The 19,356-nt window shown below is 61.1% G+C and carries 8 protein-coding genes and 1 pseudogene; 3 read left to right on the forward strand and 6 right to left on the reverse strand.

The window, feature by feature from the left end:
* Positions 1 to 865 (forward strand): hypothetical protein (locus QW379_10070; protein MEM2870740.1); only part of this gene is annotated, 865 nt, incomplete at its 5' end.
* 40 nt (positions 866 to 905) lie between these two features.
* Here QW379_10070 and QW379_10075 read toward each other — a convergent pair.
* The 3 genes from QW379_10075 to QW379_10085 all read right to left on the reverse strand — a co-directional run bounded on the left by QW379_10075 (position 906) and on the right by QW379_10085 (position 7,107).
* The gene (locus tag QW379_10075) at positions 906 to 2,144 is read right to left on the reverse strand and encodes a hypothetical protein (protein MEM2870741.1); all 1,239 of its coding nucleotides are present in this window, start codon (positions 2,142 to 2,144) and stop codon (positions 906 to 908) included.
* A 12-nt stretch (positions 2,145 to 2,156) separates the two neighbouring features.
* Positions 2,157 to 5,267: a hypothetical protein gene (locus QW379_10080; protein ID MEM2870742.1), complete on the reverse strand. Its 3,111-nt coding sequence runs from the start codon at positions 5,265 to 5,267 to the stop codon at positions 2,157 to 2,159.
* A 157-nt stretch (positions 5,268 to 5,424) separates the two neighbouring features.
* Positions 5,425 to 7,107 carry a hypothetical protein gene (locus QW379_10085; GenBank protein ID MEM2870743.1) on the reverse strand — a complete coding sequence of 561 codons (1,683 nt, stop codon included), beginning with the start codon at positions 7,105 to 7,107 and terminating at the stop codon, positions 5,425 to 5,427.
* A 98-nt stretch (positions 7,108 to 7,205) separates the two neighbouring features.
* On the opposite strand from QW379_10085, the gene QW379_10090 reads away from it, so the two are divergent.
* Together QW379_10090 and QW379_10095 are read left to right on the forward strand one after the other, a co-directional pair.
* Complete coding sequence (locus tag QW379_10090) at positions 7,206 to 10,670, forward strand: right-handed parallel beta-helix repeat-containing protein (GenBank protein ID MEM2870744.1); 3,465 nt, start codon at positions 7,206 to 7,208, stop codon at positions 10,668 to 10,670.
* Positions 10,630 to 11,811, forward strand: a complete 1,182-nt coding sequence (locus QW379_10095; protein ID MEM2870745.1) for a hypothetical protein — start codon at positions 10,630 to 10,632, stop codon at positions 11,809 to 11,811. The genes QW379_10090 and QW379_10095 overlap by 41 nt, the downstream gene beginning before the upstream one ends.
* Before the next feature lie 24 nt (positions 11,812 to 11,835).
* Here the strand turns inward: QW379_10095 and QW379_10100 are convergent, their stop codons facing one another.
* The 3 genes and pseudogenes from QW379_10100 to QW379_10110 form a co-directional block, all read right to left on the reverse strand.
* The gene (locus tag QW379_10100) at positions 11,836 to 14,529 is read right to left on the reverse strand and encodes a CARDB domain-containing protein (GenBank protein ID MEM2870746.1); all 2,694 of its coding nucleotides are present in this window, start codon (positions 14,527 to 14,529) and stop codon (positions 11,836 to 11,838) included.
* A gap of 205 nt (positions 14,530 to 14,734) precedes the next feature.
* Entirely contained in the window at positions 14,735 to 19,069 is a 4,335-nt protein-coding gene (locus QW379_10105; GenBank protein ID MEM2870747.1) for a CARDB domain-containing protein, read from the reverse strand.
* A gap of 189 nt (positions 19,070 to 19,258) precedes the next feature.
* Positions 19,259 to 19,356: pseudogene (locus tag QW379_10110) on the reverse strand (IS481 family transposase).

Genomic DNA, 19,356 nt, shown 5'->3' on the forward strand with positions numbered 1-19,356 from the left:
CAATGTCCGAATTCTCTCGCCTGCGGACGGGGAGAGGGTGAAGGAAGGGACGGAGCTCTGGCTGAACGCTAGTGCGGAGGACATCGACGCCTTCGATGTCCTCAAGTATAGCTGGTTCGACAACGGCGAGCCGCTTGGAGAGGGGAAGAGCATAAAGGTCAAGCTGAAGCCGGGCAGGCACACCCTCTCGCTCGAGGTCTCTGATGGTACGGAGAAGGCTCTGGCCGAGGTGAGCATCGATGTCCTGAAGGCCGAGAAGGTGACGGTTCAGGACACAGGCTGGTTGGTCGGGGCCGGTATCGCGCTTGGGGTTGTGCTTATAGTGGTGGCTGCGGCAATCGTTGCAATAATTAAGAAGAGTAGAAAGATAGAAAGAAAGAGGGCCGGGGCCGCAGCTACTACCGAAACAGAAAGAGGGGCTGAAGGAGCGGAGGCGGAGACCAGAGGCGCAGGGCCTGGGTTGAGAGGCGAAGGCGCGGGAGCCGAGGCCGCCATGGGCGCGGCCGCGGCCAAAGGCCCGCGAGTGGAGGAGGACGAGATGCTTGTCGCAGCGAGGAAATTCATATCAAAGGTTGAGGATGGTATAGGAGAGTTCCTCGAGCGGCACCCCGACAAAGCGGCGGTGGCCTTGGTCGCGATGGAGAAATTGGAGTTTGCGCGAGATTTTTTAAAGGATGGCGACGGCGAGGTTGCGCTCCAGTTTGCGATGGAGGCGAGGGCTGTCCTGGGCAACTCGAGCGCCGCAGCGACCATGGCTGAAAGAAAGCCTGTGGAGCGGGCCGATGGCCAGATGTGCCCTTCGTGTGGCGAGGCTCTAGAGCCAGAGTGGACCGTATGTCCGGCGTGTGGACACGGGAGAAGGTAGGAATTCAAGTTTATCTGGAAAACGTCGAGGAGTGGGGAATTCAAAGCAGCTTTCCCCATGTGTGCTCGCAGTTGCCCGTAATCATACCGACATCGTCCAGCGTTATCCTGCGCCCGCCGGCCTTGAAAACAAGCTCTCTTACCTCGATGGGATATTCATTGTAGTAAAGAATCGATGTGAACCATCTCAAGTACTTCTGCTCGAACCTCCAGTAGGCGCGGGCGTATGACTCGAGCACCAGCTCGAGCTCCGCGCCGCGGTCTTTCGAGCGGGCGCTGACTCTGAATACCGGTAGTCCATTTTCGGTCCAGGACTTGCGAATTCTCAGCTTCTGCATCTCGTAGACCCTGTCTTCGGAGGCGCTATAGAACTGGGCGTGCTCCGAGAGGGAGATTTCTCCTCGGTCCCTCCAGCTCCTAGGAGCCTCCGTCTTTCTGCCCATGGGGAGCCCGATGTGGGGGTTGAAGTAGTCTATGTACGAGCCATCTTCGATGTGGAATGTACCCCAGTACCATGGAGTTGCAGGTGCGTTGACCATCACTTTCTGGAAGTATGCGCTGCCCGTGATCTCCTCCCTCTCGCCCTCGCGATCAATCGTCCCCGATAGCTTGGAGCCGTAGATTCTGAGAATGTTGTACCCGTACTTGCCTATGTAATGCGCCGTCTTATACCTTGGCTTGGACATAAAAGCGCTCCAAGGGGTCATCTTGAAATGCATCTCCCACGCGCCCTTTTTTATATCCAGACGATACTCCTCCGGCCCCCCCCTGAAGGTCATGATATTCTCTGAGCTCGGAATAAGTTCCCCCCTCTCGCCCGACGCGTCCCTCCTCACAACGAAATCATTTTTCTCGAGAATGAAGGGGTCGTGCATATTTTTTCCATCATAGAACCATGAAGCGGTCATACCGTCGAAGCGCGTCTCCTTCCCACCCGCCCAGCTCTCCCCTTCGCTCCCACAACTTCTGAACCTCTCGGTGCCTCCGTCCCCGACCGATTCCCCGCCCCTCACCGCCCCGCCCCCCGGCGCTTCCTCTCTGGCCGATTCATCAATAGGAGAATCGCCTATGGGCCTCTCCTCGATCTCCCTGCCTCGCCTCCACCAGATGTCGTTGACCTTGATCAGGTCGCAGTCCTTTGTTGACCAGAGAATCATGAGCTGGCGGGTCCTGCGGGGGTTAGAGGGGTCATTGATAAAGAGGAGCCACCACCACCACCACCAGGTCAGATTTTTTAACCTCTCCGAAGTGTCGATGTCCCACATTAGGGAGCCCTGCATCCGTAGTCCCTCTTACTTCGAAATTCTTATTTTAGTCTTGCACCATGGGCAGGCCATATCGAAGGGCCTTTTTGTAGGAGGCGTGACCTGGAAAATCTTTGTGCATTTGGGGCACTTGTACCTCTTTGGACCGGCGGGCGGCTGCACGGAAGGCGGTACGGGGGCCCCAGCTCCCTTTTCCGTCGGGGCGGTTGCTTCCGCGCCGGGCTCGCGCGCCGCTGCGGGCCCGGGAACGCCCTCTGCGGGCGCGGCCCCCTTTCTCATTTCCTGTTCCCTTTCAAGTTCTTTGAGTCTCTCGAGTCCCTTTGAGCTTGTCGCCGCGGCGCCCGCGTAGTCACCCTTCTCAAACGCCTCCCAGGCTTTTCTGTATATATCGTCAACTTCCGTAATTATGATATCAACGTATTTCTCCTGGGCCTGGCGCATCCCTGAATCTAGTGCGGTCATCGCCTCGCTAGCCCTGTTGTAATCCTCACAGACCCTCTGGGCCTTTTCTAGTGCCTCCTGAGCCAGCCTCGCAGCGCTCCCAGCCTGCGATGCTTTCAGGGCTTCCTCGGCTTTCGCAAGAAGGCCCGTGGCCTCGTCGAGCTTTATTCCGGATGCGCGGGCATCTTCAATGTATTTTTTAGCCGCCTCCACACGCCCCGAGGCGTCTTCCACGGCCGCGGCGGGCACGCCCTCTTTATGGGCCGCCTTTTCCTCAGGGGGCTGCTGGAGCGGCGCAGCGGGAGCTCCGGCTGGAGCCTTCTCCTCGCGCTGGGTTATTCTTATCGTGCTCTTGCACCACGGGCAGGCCATGTCAAAGGTCTTTTGGGCGGGTGGCGTCACCTGGAATATCTTGGTGCACCTGGGGCACCTGTACTTTTTCGGTGCCACGGGCGGTCTGGTCTCGGGGGCGGCTGGAGCCGTGGGAGCCGAGGAGGCGGCCGCGCCTGCCGCGGGGACGGGGGGCGATGGGGGAGCCACTGGAGGGGCAGGCGGAACCGGCGGGGCCTTCCTCGCTTCATGCTCGCGCTCGAGCTCCCGGAGCCTCTCGAGTCCCTTTTCGCTCGCGGCCGCTGCGGCTGCGTAGTTCCCGCTCTCGAACGCCTCCCAGGCCTCCCTATAGACACCCTCGACCTCCGTTAAAATGAGGTCGGCATGTCTCTCCTGCGCCTCCTTTATGCTGCTGGCGAGGGCATTCATGGCGTTCGAGGCGCGATTGTAGTCCTCGCAGCGTTTCTGCACGGTCTCGAGCGCCTGCGCGGCCAGTCTCCCGGCCTCTTCTCCCCGCGAGCTCCGGAGGGCTTCCCTCGCTTTTTCTAGCAGGCCCTCCTCTTCCCCAACTTTTATTCCAGAGGCTCTTGCCTCCTCTATATATTTGGCGACGGCCTCGACCTCATCTTCGTATTTACGCTCCGGCGCAGCGGATGGGGGATAGGAGGGCGTGGGCGGTGCCGGCGCGTACGCGGCCCCAGACGGCGTGCCCACGGCCATTCCCGGCGACACAGCCGCCCCTGCCGGCCCCGAAGGCGTTGCGGGCCATTTTGCGGTCTCCAGCGCCTCCACGAGCCTCTGTGCACTCGGTGCACCTGCGAGTACAGGCGCCGGTTCCGGGGCACCCGGCGGGGCAGGGGCCGCTCCCTCGCGCAGTCTGGATATCAGGCTCAGGCATCTCCAGCTGGCATCTATCGCCTCCTCCATCCTCCCCTCCCCAAGCAGCCTCTTCGCTTCAGAAAGTAGGGTCTCCGCCTGCGAGACATCAACTCCCCTCTCCCGGACTTCCCGTATCAGCCTCTCAGCCTGCACGAAGTCGTCCTTGATGTTGCAGTAGGGGCAGGACGCAATCTCCTCCTCCATCGAGAAGAGGTGCTGCTCGCGCAGGTCCATGTCCCTCGCCCTCTCCTCGAGCCTTCTCTCCCTCTCAGCCAGCGCCTCCTCCTTCCGCCCGAGCTCCGTCTCCCTCGCCCTGAGGCTCTCGGCGAGTTTGTTAAGCTCGGCTTGCTCCGCTCCGGCCACCCCAGCCGCGCCGGTCGAGATGGCGGCGAGCCGTGCCTTTAGGGCAACAATATCATTCTCCCTGCTCACCAGATTCTTCTCGAGCTCGAGCGCCCTGCCCCTCGCGGCGTCCCTCTCCATTTCGAGCTCTCTGAGCTTCTCCTCCAGCTCCCTGACGCGTGCGCTCATCTTGTCGAGGCGTCCGGCAAGCTCCGTGGCAGAGGCGTCCTCCAGCGCTGGCGGGGATGGAATCTGCGAGAGCTTCTCCGCCTCCAGCCTCAGGGCCTCGATTCTCTCCATCAGGGCCCTCCTGTGCGTCTCCAGCTCCTCGGCCTTTTTTGACAGCTCCGCCCTTCCTGTGCTGAGCTGCCTCTCCACCTCCCGCCCCCTCGTCTCAAGGGCTGCCTCCTTCTCCTTCAGCTTGGCCTCAAGGCCCTTGAGCTCCATCTCCCTCTGCCCAAGCGCCCTCTCCCTTTGAGCCAGTGCCCTCTCCTTCTCGGCCTGCAGAACCATGTTCCTCTCGACCTCAGCCCTGCTCGCGGCGAGCGCCTCGAGCTCCTTCGCCCTCCTGTCCAGCGCGGCGCTCCTCTTCTGGAGCTCGAGGGCGTGGTTTTTCATCTGGGCCTCGACCGCCGCGAGCTCCTCCTCCTTCGCTGCGATCTGCCTCAGCCTCTCCTCCGCCTCCCTAGCCCGGCCCTCGGCCGCGGCCAGCTTCTCACCTATGCTCCTCTCCCTCTCCCTGAGCGCTCTTTCCCTCTCCAGCAGTCCCCGCTCCTGCTCCGCCAGCCGGCTCCTGAGTGCCTCCACCTCCCTCACCGACTGCATGGCGGGGGCCAGCGCTGCCTCCCTTCTCTCCAGCTCCGCCTCCTTCTCCGCGAGCTGCCGGGCGGTGGATATCAGCTGCTCCTTGTAGGCGGCAGCGTTCCTGGCATCCTCCTGCAGCCTGCTCTCCAGCGGCTCGAGCGAGGCCTCCCTCTCCTGGAGCTGTCTCTCCCTCTGCGCCAGTCCGGCCTCCCGCTGGGAGAGCGCGGCCTCTCGCGCCGCGAGTTCTCGCGCCCTTGCATCGAGCTGCCTCTTCGTCTCCTGTAAAAGCCTTGTCGCCTCCGCAAGCTGCCGCTTCTGGGCGTCGAATCCTCCGTCGGGCATGAAAGTCTCCCCTTGAAGAACAACCCGACCAATATACTAAAAGAATATAAATTGTTCTACGGACTGGGCCCTAATAAAGCCCCCCGCTCCGCGTCTTATCCCGACTTCAGTTGGACGACTTCTGGGTGCACCCCAACCCCTCCTCGCCCGTGGGCCCTCACCGGGATATCCGGACGGTGCTCGCGCACCAGGGGCAGGCCACATTGAACGGTCTCTTCGCGGGAGGGGTGACCTGAAACGGCTTGCCGCAGCTAGGGCACCTGTACTTCTGCGGTTTTGATGGAGCCTGCGGGGACGGTGCGCCGGGCGCGGCCCCACCAGAAGGGGTCCCAGGGGCTCCCATCCGCTGCTGGACCGCCAGCTCGAGCTCGTGGAGCCTCCTCTCCGCCCTCCTCGCGAGTTCGAAGGCTCTGTTGTAGTCGCCCCCGTCGAATGCGGCCTGCGCCTCCTGCTTGATTCTCTCGACCTCCCCCAGGTCCAGCTCGGCCTGCTTTCTCTGTGATTCCCTCATGATCGTGTCGAGGGAGCGGAGGCTCTCGCTCGCGCGGCTGAAGCCCTCCCCCGACTGCCGAGCTCGCGTCTCGGCTTCAAGTGCGTACTTCTCGGCGAGCCCGTGCTCCGCGTTCTCCAGCGCTCGAATCGCCTTTTCGAGCAGCTGCTCCGCCTCCGCGACCTGAACACCTAGCTGCTTCACATCCTCGACTACCTTCCGGGCCGACTCGACTGCCTGGGCCCTCCGGCGTGCCTCCACACTCTCAAGGGCTGCGCGAGCGAGCGCGATGCTCTTCCGCCCGGCCTCGGTGGCCTCACCATACATCCTCTCCTGCAGAAGTTCCTGGGCCCGGGAGAGGAGCTGGGAGGCCGCCACAACGTCCCCCCCGGCTATCCTCGCCTCCAATATCGCGCGATCGGCCCTCGCGAGGAGATCCCTGACCTCCCCTTCTGAAAGAACCGCGGCCCGACCGGTTCCCTCTGGCGCTCCCTCCCGGAGCTCGGCGGGCCAGGCAGGGGGCGGGGGGGTGGGCAATGGGCCCTCCGGGGCCGTTGGCCAAGTGGGCGCCTCCATCACCTCCAGAGGCACGGGCGGAGGCAGCTCCATCATTTGAGGCTCCGAGCTCATAGGCTCCGCCGGCGTCTCCTCCTGCGTCGCAGGGTGGGATGGCGCGGCCTCCGGCTGAGGCCGGGACCAGTCGTCCGCCAGGACAGATGGAAGCCAGGAAGGGGGCCCAGCGGCGTCAGCCATTTTAGCCACCCCGGTTCCCGCACTCCCGCTCTCCCTCGCCCTAAGCTCCTCCTCCCTATTCTTGAGTTCCTGAGCGAGCCCGGCGAGCTCGGCTGCCTTGGTCTCGAATATCGCTCTCGCTTCCTCCGCGCGCCTGGCGGCCTCAAGTCCGGCGGCATCCGCGCCGAGAGCCGCCTCCCCCGCCCGGCTCTTCAACTCCCTGAGCTCATTCTCCGCCGCCGCCAGCGAGACCTCGAGCTCTCCGACCCTCCTTCTGTGGGCCTCGTAGTCCTCCCGGAGGCGCGCGAGTTCACGACCCTGCTCCTCCAGCCTCCTCTCCCTCTCAGCGAGCTCGCTCTCGCGCCTCCCGAGCTCCTCCTCTCTCTGGACCATTGCCCGCGCCCTCGCGATAAGCTCCTGTCTGATCGCACCGAGCTGCTCCCCGAGTTGCCTGAGCTGTCGTTCCCTTTCCGCAAGGGAGGCCTCCCGTGGCCCGAGTTCCGCCTCTCGTCTCTCCAGAGACGCTTGCCGACTCATCAGCTCCCGCGCTTTCGCGTCGAGGGACGCGGCAACCTCGGCCAGCTTCCTCCTCTGAGCATCGAAGCTTTCGTCGGGCACGGGGTCCCCTCCTCCAGAACAATGACTTTCATGAATTCCCCTTAGACTATTTATGTCCTGCTGAGAAAGTATTAAACTCGGCAGATCAGTTTATGAATGTGCACTGGTTCTGGGCCCTCCAGTCACCGGGGAGGATGTGGAGAATGAAAGCGGCCCTGGGATTGATAGCGCTGCTCCTCACGCTCTCTTCGGTCCCCCTCGCCCAGCCCGGGACCGGCGAACCAGCTAGCGATGCCGGCAACGAGCCCAGCCAGATCACCCAGGCGCGCCAGCCCCCACCAGACCGGGACTGGGAGGTCTCCTCCAGCCAGTACTACTCATCCCAGACAATCCAGCTTTCGCACAATCTGACGATTCTGTCCGGGGGCAACCTCACGCTTCAGAACGTGAGGCTTGTGCTCAGCCCCCTCTACGACGGCCAGCTCCACATCGAGGTCCGGAGCGGCGGAAGCCTAACACTCCTCGATGGGGATTCCAACCCCGCCACCCGAGAGGACGCGACCGTTGTCTCCTCGGCTACGGGCCTCTCCTACGCCTTCCGCGTCCTGACTGGTGGCCGTTTCTTGATGAGGAACAGCATCCTGAAGAACTGCGGCTGGGAGATGGGCGCGAGGGGAGAGAACGCGGGCCTCTACATCCAGTCGGCCGACTGCTCGGTCGAGCACTGCGAGCTAGTCGAGAATTACTGTGGCATCGCAGTCGACAACTGCGCGCCGTGGGTCAAGAACTGCACATTTTTTGAGAACAGGATGGCCGGCTTGTATGCCCGCGATTCTAACCTAAGAGTGGAGGGGAACACATTCGAGAAGAGCGGCCGGAGCGGTCTCGAGCTTTACTGCTGTGATGCGACCCTTTTGGGGAACATTTTCAGGAGCAACCTCCACGAGGGCCTCCTTGCCCGCAGCTCCTCCCTTCTTTCAGAGCGCAACATTTTCCAGCTCAACACCCATCAGGGCATCGAGGCGGAAAGCTCCTACGTCGTTTCGAAGCTGGACGAATTCTATGAGAACGAGATCGGGGCCTACTTCCTCGAGTCCGGCTTCGAGCTCGATGCCGCCCTTTTCGAGAGCAACAGGTACGGGGTCTACTTGAGGGATGGCAGGGGCGTGCTCAGAAACACCACTTTCACGAAGAGCGCAAAGTCCGACATCTACCTCGACATGTTTGAGAACCACTCGGAGGTGGTCTCCTTCAACTCTACCTTCTCCTCCGTGGGCTTCGGTGATTCCGTGAGCGTCCTGCTCGTGAGGTGGGTCGTGTGCCTCTCCGTTGTGTGGGAGAGCACAGGAGGCCCCGTGCCGGGGGCGCTGGTCAGGGTCTACTGCCAAGGCGTGAACATCCTCAACCTGACTGCCGGAGCGGACGGGGCCCTGCCCCCCTTCATTCTCACCCAGTACGAGCAGACCCGCGCCGGCAGGAGGGATTTAAACCCCTATCGGTTCGGAACCTTTCAGGGAAGGTATTTCAACAGCACATACGTGACGGTGGACAGGAATATATTCGGGGCGCTTGTGCTCGATGATGTACCCCCTTACTTCACCCTGACCAGCCCTCGGGACAATATGACCACAACCAAGCCCTTTGTGAATGTCACCGGAAACATGAGCTCCGATGTATACGCCACCCTAACGGTGAACGGAGCGAGGGTGGATATTGACCTAGACACCGGGAAGTTCTCCACTCGCGTCCCCCTTACCGAGGGTGACAATATCATTAATGTGACCGCCGTGGACAATATAGGCAATATATTCACCGTGCTCAGGAGGGTGCACAGGGATAGCACTCCCCCGAACCTGACTGTCGAACTCCCCGAGACACCGCTGCTGATAAACTGCACGTCACTCATTGTTAAAGGAAGGACGGACCCCTCAAGCTATGTCAAGGTATGCGGCAGAATCGCCGAGGTCTCGGAGGATGGTGCTTTCGAGGTTTTGGTCGAGCTGCAGGAGGGCCAGAACATCGTCTCGGTCTATGCAATGGACCAGCTGGGGAACCATGTCTGGGCCAACAGGACGGTCGTTGTGGATACCCTCCCCCCCGAGCTCCTGATTTATTCGCCGGCCCACGGCTCCGTTACCAACCACCGGACCGTCACGGTTTCGGGCCGAGCGGACGCAGGGGCCTCGGTCTTTCATAACGGAACGCGCATCACATCCACAGGTGGCGAGTGGTCGGCACAGGTCAGCCTCTTTGAGGGGCCGAATAACTTGACCTTCTCGGCGGTGGACGCGGCGGGCAATTGGAACGAGACCACACTGCTCATTATCCTCGACACCGTTCCCCCCGTGGCGAAAATCCTCTTTCCTGTGGACGGGGCCTTCGTGAACTACACCCCAGTCAATCTGACGGGGGTGGCGGAGCCCGGGGCAGTCCTATCGAGCACCGCCGGGGAGCCCGTCGCGAGCGCTGACGGTACCTTTTACCTTGTATGGTACCTCACCAATGGCCGAAACACGGTATACCTCGAGGTCAGGGACGCAGCCGGCAACAGGTGGACGCTCTCTCTCTCCGTCACCCTCGACACTGAGGTTAACCTCACACTCTTCCGGCCCCGGAGTCCAATGGTCACTGAAAGCTCGACGGTGTGGGTGGAGGGGGTGACCGAGCCGGGCTCCAACGTGACTATTAACGAATTCCGGATTGCAGTCCTACCGGACGGCTCCTTCAAGTCGAGGGTTCGGCTGCGCCCGGGCCCGAACACCATCTGGCTCAACATCACCGACCCCGCCGGCAACGACCTCTCGATTCCCATGCTCGTCGAGTTGCGCCCCCCACACCCCAGCGCGCTACCCCTTTTCCCAGTGGTTTTAATAGTGGCTCTGGTCATCGTCGTGGCCCTCGGGGTTGCCGGCCGGCGGCTCGGGCTCAGACGCGCAGCCACCACTAGGCCGAGGCCTGCGGTTCCGCCGGAGTATCTAGAGAGGCCGATCATAAAGCCGGCGGAGGCGGGCGTCGAGAGGCTCAGATGCACGGGCTGCGGTGAGCCCGTGGAGGAGTACTGGGTCACCTGCCACTCCTGCGGCCGCGCCCTCGACCCCGAGGAGATGGTCGCGGCCGCCATAGAGGCGCTCCGGCACGCGGTCTTCAGAACGAGGAGAGAGGTTGAAATCGCGGAAATGCTCGCCCGCCTCCACGACGACCTCCAATGGCTGAAGCTAGACGGTGAGGACATCTCCGCCCACAGACACACCCTCACCCTCGCGGCCCAGATGCTCGCGAGGGGCGAGAGGCTGGAGAGAGTAGAGGAGCTCGCGGAGGGCCTCGCGCGCGAAGTCACCGTCAGGGCAGCCGGAATCCGGGAGAGGCGCGAGCAGGAGCTCGAGAGGGTCGAGACGGAGCTCAGGACGAGAATCCGGACCATGCTCGACGAGGTCAGCGGGACAATCACAGAGCTCAACCGCAGGGGATTCGACACCCGGGAGATAGAAAGGCTTCTCTCCGGCGCCCGCCTCCAGCTCCGTGCTGGCAATCTGGAGAAGGCCTGCCGCAACGTGACAGAGGCGAAGAAAGTCGCGGAGCAACTTGGCGGCGTGGCATCGGGGAGGCGGGACGGCGGCGATTGAGAACGCTAATATACCTGAAAACACATTAACAGAAGGCCCTGTCTGGGAGGAGAGGCGCACGGCTAATTCGCAGCAAGGTCAACCGGAACAGAAGCTCTGCGGCACATGCGGCAAGCCCCTGACCTACATCAGCGTATACAACGCCTGGTACTGCTACACCTGTCAGAAGTATGGCATCCTCCCTCCCGAATACCAGCAACCTGCCCAGACAGCGGCTCAACCCCGTGGTACAGGCGACGGGGCCTCGGCACAAGCCGCCCAGCCTGCCGCCGTGGGCAGATGCGTCACCTGCGGCGCCCCCCTATCCGCGACGGGCGAATGCAATCATTGCATCGCTAGGGAATTACTGGCTGCCATCGAGAAGGAGAGTGCCGATGCGGCGGCGAAGGGCGTTGAGCTGAGGAGGACCGAGGGTCTTGTGCGGCAGGCCCGCGCGAGTTTTAACGAGGGAAACTTCGGCGACGCTCGTTCTCAGGCTGAGAAGGCGAGAGCGCTGATTCGGGAGCTCGAGGTCCAGTTCAACCAGGCCCGCGAACAGCTCGCCGAGGCCGAGAGGGTCGTGGCGGACTTCAGAAACCGGGAGGTTGACGTTGGCCAGTCGGAGAGCCTGATTCAGCTCGCCCACTCCTTCTTGAAGACGGGCAACTATGAAAAGGCAATTGCCTACTCTAAAAAGGCCGTGAAGACCGCGAACGAGGCCCAGACGAGGACGGTGGCCGAGAGGGCGCTAGAGGAGAAGGCTCCCCTGCCCCCAGCGGTTGCTAGACCTGTCGACGAGGGCGCCGCTCCTGCGCCAGCCAAGGCTGCGCCGGAGCAGGTGCCCAGGACCCCTGTCAAAATAGTTCCCCAGCCCGACACCGTCTCATCTCCAGCGGCAACCCCAACGGCAGCCCCGGCCGTCTCCCCCCCTCCCGGAGTGAAAGACCCCGAGTACCTTGCCGCCGAGAAGGAGATTCGCGAGGTCGAAGCAGAGCTTGAGGCGCTGGAGAAGAGCGGTGAGAGCGTCACGCACGCGCGGAATCTTCTGAAGCTGTCGCTGTCGTTCCTCAGGGGCGGAAGCTACGAGAAGGCGACGCGTTACGCCAGAAAGGTAAAGAACGTCATCGAGGAGAGGAAGCTGGAAGGGAAAAAAGCGGGCTGAACAGTCACTTCCGCCTCCTTCATACTACTTCTCGTCCGTCACAGGTCTTATCGTGATTTTCCTCTTCTTTGGCGGCGGAAGAACGACCGTTGACTTCTCACCCCCGGGCTCCTGGGGTGACACGGGTGCGGCGGCCGGGGGGGCTCCGGTCTCCTCCGTCGGCGGGGCCGCAGGACCGGATTCCGCTGGCTCCGGAGCGACCGCTCCGGTCTCGCTGAGAGCCTCCCCGAACTTCGGACTCCCCACGCTACCCTCCTCCGGCGGTGCGCTCTCCGGAGGAGCCTCCGCTGCCGCCCCCTCGTAGAAAATGGCCTCCTCGCTCATCTTCTCCAGGGCGCGGCGCTCAACCTCCGCTCTCTCGGCCGCGAGCTGTGGGTCGATGGTCTCCTGCTCTCCCTTCTTTCCGTATATGCTCTCGTAGAGCTCCTTGTCAACTTTAGGACGCCTCCGGATTATCACATACGCCACCGCTCCAGCGACAAGGAGCGCTGTGAGGACGGAGGCAATGTACACCCATCCCACATCGCTCCCGCCTCCGCCTGTACTGCCGGTCTCCGTACGCACCTCAATCGTCACGACCCCCTCGTTATTCCCCTCGTCCACCTCGCCGAGCTGGTTGTTTGCGTCTATCCTTACCCTGATGACGTGCGTACCGAGGGAGGAGGCGATCCACACGATGTTGAACTTGGCGCTTTTCGAAGGCGCGACGGTGGTGGAATTCCTTTCAGCGATGAGGATATCGTTGTCATAGAACCTCACGTTCACGTTTTTTACTGCATCCGTGCCATCGTTGCGCATCGTTGCGCTGATGTTAAGGCGTGTGTAGAGCTCGGTCTTGTACTCCTTCCACACCTGCCCATTTATCTCGAGACTCCCCGGCGGGACTAGCGTCACGTCAAGGTGGACGACGACGACCGACACCGTTAGCCTCTTGACCAGCTCCGGCTGGTTTTGGGAGGCGGCGGCGATGTCTAGGCTGTAGGTCCTGGAGACCTCGGCCGTGGTCGGCACCTCAACTTGGAGCCGCACGACCTTCGTCTCCCCGTAGGCCAGGGAGATGGCGCTGGTATCGAGCCTGCCCAACCGCGCATTCTCACCCTCCAGGGTGAGCTGGATGTCCTCAGCCACGTTGCCGAGGTTTCTCACGAGCAATGTGAACGATGTGGTGTTGCGGGCGAAGGGGTTGACCTGTCCCGTCGAGGGCCCGTCGACCTCGAATGTCCAGTCGTAAACCGGTTTCACATCGATCAGGAAGGTCAGGTTTATGACGGAGCTGCGGTCGGAGTTGGAGAGCTGGAGGAGCACAGTGTAGGTCTGGAAGAGGGACTCGTTTCTGTTCACGGAAGACTGGACCGTAAGGCTTACCTGCTGGGTGGCGTAGGGCTGGACCCTAATGTTGAGGTAGAAGTCGAGGCCCACGTGCCAGTTCAATGGCTTGGAGAGCGTGGTTATGTTCACGAAGTCCTCGCCATTTCCTAGGTTTGTGAAGTTGAAGCCGAAGCGCACAACCTCTCCCGGCCCGATAGGCTCAGACGTTCTGAAGTTCACGACCGGCGCGTGAATCTGCTTTATCTGGCGGACGGCGATGGTGATGGTCTCCGAACGCTCGATGGGCATCGCTGGGAAGGGCGGGCCACTCGACCTCGCCCTCACCTCGATTTTGTAGTTGCTCCCCTTGAGAGCGTTGAGGGGGGATGTGATTTTGAGCTTCGTCGAGTTGGTCCGGCCCGGGGGTAGGTTGAAATAGTCGGCTCCCGTGCTGATGGTCCAGGCCGAGTGGTCGAAGTTTGGCGTTAGGTCTAGTGTGACCCTGTCGTTGCCGTTTCCAAGGTTCAGGACTGTGATAGTGAACTCGGCCTGTTCCCCAGGGTTGAGGGTGGCGTTGAGGGGCGAAACGCCCATGGCGATATCATAAATGTGGTACACCTGAATATATGTCCAGTTTGTATCCTCCTGGCTGGCGTTCGATATGCAATAGACGGTCATCGATAGCTGTAGGCCAGCGGTTCCCTCGGTGGTCTGAAGGTCGTAGGGCAGCATGACGACCACGGTTTTTGTCGTGGACTTGCCGATGGCGACGTCATAGGTCAGGTTACTGCCGTCCTTCAAATAGGGGACCATTCTCGCCACGCCGGTCTCGATTGAGGCCACGTAGAACTTCTCCTTCACATTGCCCGCGTTGTATATTTCGAATGTGAACTCGAGGGTCTCACCAGGGTAGGCGCTCTTCGGGGGAGGGGCCCGGACCGCAACGTCGGCCCAGGGCCTCACGTCGAGATTTATCGAGATGGTATTGGTGGGGATGTCCTTGGTGCCCTTTATCTGAAAAGTGTAGCGCTTAGCCTCCGCGTACATGTCGGGATAGATTGTGAGGAGGACGGATTTAGTCTCGCCAGGGTTTACCTCCATCGGGACAGAGGGAATGAATGTGTAGGACCATGTGGCGAAGTTCCAGGGGTAGAGGGTGAGGTTGCACATGGGGAGGGAGGTGTCGCCTGTGTTCTTGACCTGGAAGCCGTACTGTGCCATCTTGGCCAGCGTGGAGGTGTTGACCCATCTTGTGGAATTCTCAGCTGTGATGCTCAGTGTGTAGGACGCCGCGCGGGGGGCCGCTGCGCCCTCGCTTGATTCTGCGGTCGCGCCCGCCGCCATAACTGCGACTGCAAGCATTAGCAGTGCAAAGGCTCCAAGGAGAACTTTGGCGTATCTGCCGGACATCCGTCCATCACCCCGGGCTCTGTACCACGGAGGCGTTCAATGATGCCCCTTTTCCTATATATAGCTTGGTATCGGAGCCGCCGATTTTATAAGCCCCCCGCCCGTCGGTGTCGGGAAGTGCGTGGATTGAAGTGGGGCCTCCGAATTCACTGCCACTCCGCCCCCCTCTCCCCCCCGGCCGCTCCCCGGGCTACTGCTGGCTTTATTATAGCGCCTCCTCGGCCGTGACCTCCTCGGCCTCGACCACCGTCTCATCCTTCCGGCGTCTGTAGGAAGGGGCGGTGGCGGGCGGCCTCCTGCGCGTCAGCAGCACGGCCAGGACGATGATGAGGACAATCACCGCAGCCAGAACGCCGCCGACAAGCGCCAGTGGGAGCTCCATCGTAGGGGCCGGGGGCGACTCGACCTTGAATGTCCCCGTCGCCTCGTTGTTGGCGCTACTCTTCTCGAATATAGTGCCGTCGGGGTTTGCAGTGACGAGGAAGGTGTGGGTGCCCGTCTTGCTGGCTGTCCAAGTGAAGGTCACAGTCACCTCCCCTTTCTTGGGCAGGGCTCCTATCGTCTGGGTCAGCGTCTCCTGCGTGGTCTGGTCCACCAGCCTGACGGGCACATTGTTCAGCTCAAGACCGTAGTTGCCGAGATTCTTCACCACCACCTCAACGGTAACGACCTCGCCCTTTAAGGCCTTGGTCTTTTGCACGCCGCCGACCCTAAATACCGGCGGTGAATCAATAACAATGTCCGAGAGAAGACCCGTCACGACGTCGGTCAGCTCGTTGTTGTCCTCGATGGTCTCGGTAATGAGGTTGTCGGGGTCAACCCTGACCGTAATCTCGTTCTCGCCTTCCTGAATTCCCTCCCACGTGATTTCGGCGATAGCGGAGCCAACGCTCGCAGCCAGGTTGGCGATGGTGTCGGACCCTATCTCGTTGCCGCTGGAATCGAAGAACTTCACCTGAACGTCCTTTGCCGCGACGCCACCAGTGTTACGCACAGTCACCCTGATCTTGACCGGCTGGCCGACCTGAGGCTCCTTGGGCGAGAAGCTCAGAGAACCGTCCACAAGCACCAGATCTGGTCTGAGTACCCTGACAGTTATCGTGGTCGTGTCCCCGTCGGAGAGCATCCCGCTACCCGGAATCAAGCGCAACTCGATGGTGTACTCACCAGCCTCCGCCTTCGGCGGCACTAGAATCGTGAGCGAGGCCTCCTTCGGTACTGTCATGAAGGGGGAGACCTCGACCACCGTCTTCGGTAAAGTCCAGCCCGTGCCGCTCCATGACTGGGAGGGTCCGCTGGAGGGTGTGAAGCTCTTGGCCTTCAGCTCCACGCTCACATTGTCAAAGCTATTGGCCCTCTCCGCAGTCACCGATACGGTCACCCTGATCGAAGGCTTGGAGGCAGTCATGTCCACATGTCCGTCGGAGGGCGAGATTTCGACGTCCTCGAACTTCGCCCAGAAAACCTGAGGCACAATGACCCTCGTCGTCAGGTTCAACGAGGCCGTGTGTGTTTTCTCCTGATAGCTCACCCTCGATATGATTGTGCTGAGGATTGTGTAGTTTCCGGCGTACCTGAAGGCGCCCTCCGGGACCGTCAGGATGGCACTCAAGGGCCTCTCCTCGAATGCGCTGAGCAGGACAGTGCTGGAGCTGAGCTCGAGCCACTCAATGTGCTCACCCGACCTGCTCAGCTCCGCGGTCACCATCAGGTTCCCTTCATTCCTGATTCGGAACGAGTAGCTCGCGGTTCCTGATTTGGTTATATTGGCGGAGGTGACGTCGGCGCGCAGAGAAGTTCCGAGGATGGCCGCAACGGTCGTGATCGTCACGTTTGAGAGGACGACCGGGTAGTCCCTGAATGTGACGTTGAAGAAGACCTTTAAAAAGGTGTTGGCCAGCGCCTTCGCGGGCGGCGTCACTGTCAACGTCACCTCGAGTTCCTCACCAGGTGCGAGTTCTGTGGGGGGCTCCCCGCCCTCGACGAGCGGGCTAGCGACCGCGGTCCATCCCTCCGGGATGAAGTTGTTCTCGCCGCTCACAATCGTGTCCTGAATGATGCGTGTCTTTATCCCTCCGTTTCGGATGACGATGGTGTAGACCGCGGACTCTCCCGGGTTGACGGTCTGTTGGTTAACCGCGCCTGGGGGTCCACCCAAGACCTCCATGCTCACGCCCCCGGTGAGGAACTCCAGGGCCTTCTTCACCAGCTCCTTCTTGTGGATGCTGTCCATCATGAAGCCAAGGTCGAACGACTGGAAGACCGTCCTGAACTTGGCGCCGGCGTACTGGAGCGCCACGAATGGTCCCAGCTCGGCGTTCTTGTTGGAGTTGTTCTGGAAGAAGACGCCCCGGGAGAAGCTGTCCGGGTAGAGGATGTCGGTCCAGTCGTAGGTGTAGTTGGTCCCTGAGAGCATCCAGGTCGGGCAGGACATGCCCGCAGCGAGGCTGCCGGGAACCCCGTCCACAGGGTTGGGGAGAATGGGGACGTTCTGCGCCTCCGTGAAGCCCGTGCCCTTGACCTCGTTGTTGGTCCTTGCATCTCCCACATGGAGATAATCCTTTACGAAGCTGTTGCTCTTGCCCAGGTCGTTAATGGCCTCCATGCTGATGAGCCAAAGCGCCCCGCCCCCGTTGAGGTAGGACTTTAGGTTGCTCTCGTCTGTGGGGGAGAGGGTGCCGTTTTCGGTAATCGTCCTGTTGTCCCAGCCCGTAGTCCAGATAACGACCTCGTACTTCGACATCAGCGAGAGGGAGGGGCCGCTCATGTCGTCGGGGACGAAGACCATGCCGTAGTCCATTCCGAGCTCGTTGAGTGCTGTGAGCAGGTGATCAGTGGTGTAGAGCGTGGGCTGTTGCTCCGTGTTCCTAGAAGGGACGTGCCAGGGGTTGTCGTTGACCACGAGCACCCTCGGCTTCTCGCCCGAGACATGGACCCAGCGCGCCTCGAGGTCGTTGGAGGAGTCATAATCAACCATTCCGCTCACATTTATCCTGATAACATAGTCGCCCGGCTCGGTCGGCCTCCAGGTGAAAGAGAGCTCATACTTGCCCCCAACCGCGAGCGCCGGCACATCCTTTCTCTCAGTGATCAGCGGAGTCAAGGGGTAGCCTCTCTTCGTTACATTAAGGGTGCAGTTGAACGCACGCGGCTGGGCGTGGGAGCCGACGTTCGTCACCCTAACATTGAAAGTCTCGGTTTCATTGACCTTCGTATCTTCGATGTCGTTGAGAATCTCGACCTTCACATTGTCGAAGACCTCTTGGCCGTAGATGATGAAGTCGTCGAAATAGAGGCCGGTGTCGGTGACGGCCGCGTTGGAGACGAACCTGCTTCTTATGGTAGCGAAGCCCTCCGCCACGTCGAGCCTGAGGTCGAGACCGAGCTCGTTCCCCTGCGCCTGCTGGTCGCCGTTCAGGTCGGTGTACCAGCGGTACCAATTCTGCCTTAGATTGGGCGCGCCGGCGAGGCTTATACCGTCGAGCTCCACAAAGTTGTCCTCCCAGCTCGCGCCGTTGTCCTTCGATACGGCTTGGCTGAAGACATCGCCCGGGTCAAGGGGCAGCCCTCCATGGAAGAGGTAATTGAAGTGCAGGAACCAGCTCATTGTATAGCTACGGAAGTCGAAATTCTGGGTTCTGATTGATATATCCAGGTTGTTGTCGTAGGAGTCCTGGATGATGCCGTCGCGGCCGTGGTACCAGCAGTCGGGGGTCGTGTGGTTGACAGGGTCGTCGAGCATGGGCGAGTCGGTGATGTGCCACCTTCCATTGCCCTTGTCGCCGCTCCAGAGGGAGTCGACCCCCGTGTCGGCCCACAACGCGGTCCCGAAGCGCGCCCCGTTCATCAGTCCCCCGAAGGAGTAGTCGTTGTCCGCGACATTGGTGTCTCCGGCGCAGTCGCAGTGGATGTTGATAACCCAGTACGTTACATAAGTGGGGGTCCAGTACCAGTAAAGAGTCTGGTTCTGGCCGGGGGCAAGGTTCGCAATGTATTGCGTCTGGTTCATCAGCTCATTTCCGAAAATGTCCTCTATAGCGACCCAGGTCGTAACCTGCCCCGTGTTCGAGTGGCCGCTGTTGTTGAATGTAACATTTATCTGGGTCGGCTTTCCGAGCATCGCAAAGACGCCCGCGCTCCACATCCACATCTCGAGCTCGGGCGGGGAGACGAAGTCGAGGTCCAGCATGTGCACGTTGGGGCCCTGCCGGCTGTCGAAGAGGGGCGAGGGAGCGGCGGGCCGGAGGCTCATGAACTCCCGGCACTCCGGCAGCTCGCTAATTCCGACTAGGTGCCTCTGGCCCTGTGGCTCCGCCAACGGCGGGTCGAGCAGCGCCACCAGCTCCGGTTGGGCCGGTCCTAGTCCCTCGGCTGCTTCGGAAGGACATGTGCGAGCCTCCCTGTGGATGGGTTCTGAGATGGGCGCGGCGGTGTCGCCCATACCCCCAACGACAGTCGGTGGTGTTAGGAGCATTCCGGACAGAGCGAGCGCAATCCAAAGCCTCGTCAGCTTCACCATTAACCCACCTTCTTTTTTCAATCAGGACTATTAATGAGATTATATATATAATTATTTGTTCAATCTAACAAGTGTGGAGTCCTGAATTAATTTCCTCTCGTTGATTTGAGTTCATGTCCCGGACCCCCTCTCTACCGTGAATCCCTCTTCCAATAGATAGGCAGGGGCATATCTGGCAACTATCTTGATGTTCTCCCTGATGAACGCCCTTCTCTTTGCAGGCCACATCTTCCTTATGAACGCCTGGAACGGCGTCTCGCACTCCTCGAGCCTGAGGCTCCAGTGCGGCCTTCTGTAGTTATAGTAGC

This window comes from Thermoplasmata archaeon (genome assembly GCA_038851035.1).
Lineage (GTDB): Archaea > Thermoplasmatota > DTKX01 > VGTL01 > VGTL01 > JAWCLH01.

Coding starts and splice junctions, on each gene's coding strand:
- QW379_10080 (MEM2870742.1), bottom strand. CDS start 5,267: ATGCCCGACGGAGGATTCGACGCCCAGAAGCGGCAGCTTGCGGAGGCG.
- QW379_10100 (MEM2870746.1), bottom strand. CDS start 14,529: ATGTCCGGCAGATACGCCAAAGTTCTCCTTGGAGCCTTTGCACTGCTA.
- QW379_10075 (MEM2870741.1), bottom strand. CDS start 2,144: ATGCAGGGCTCCCTAATGTGGGACATCGACACTTCGGAGAGGTTAAAA.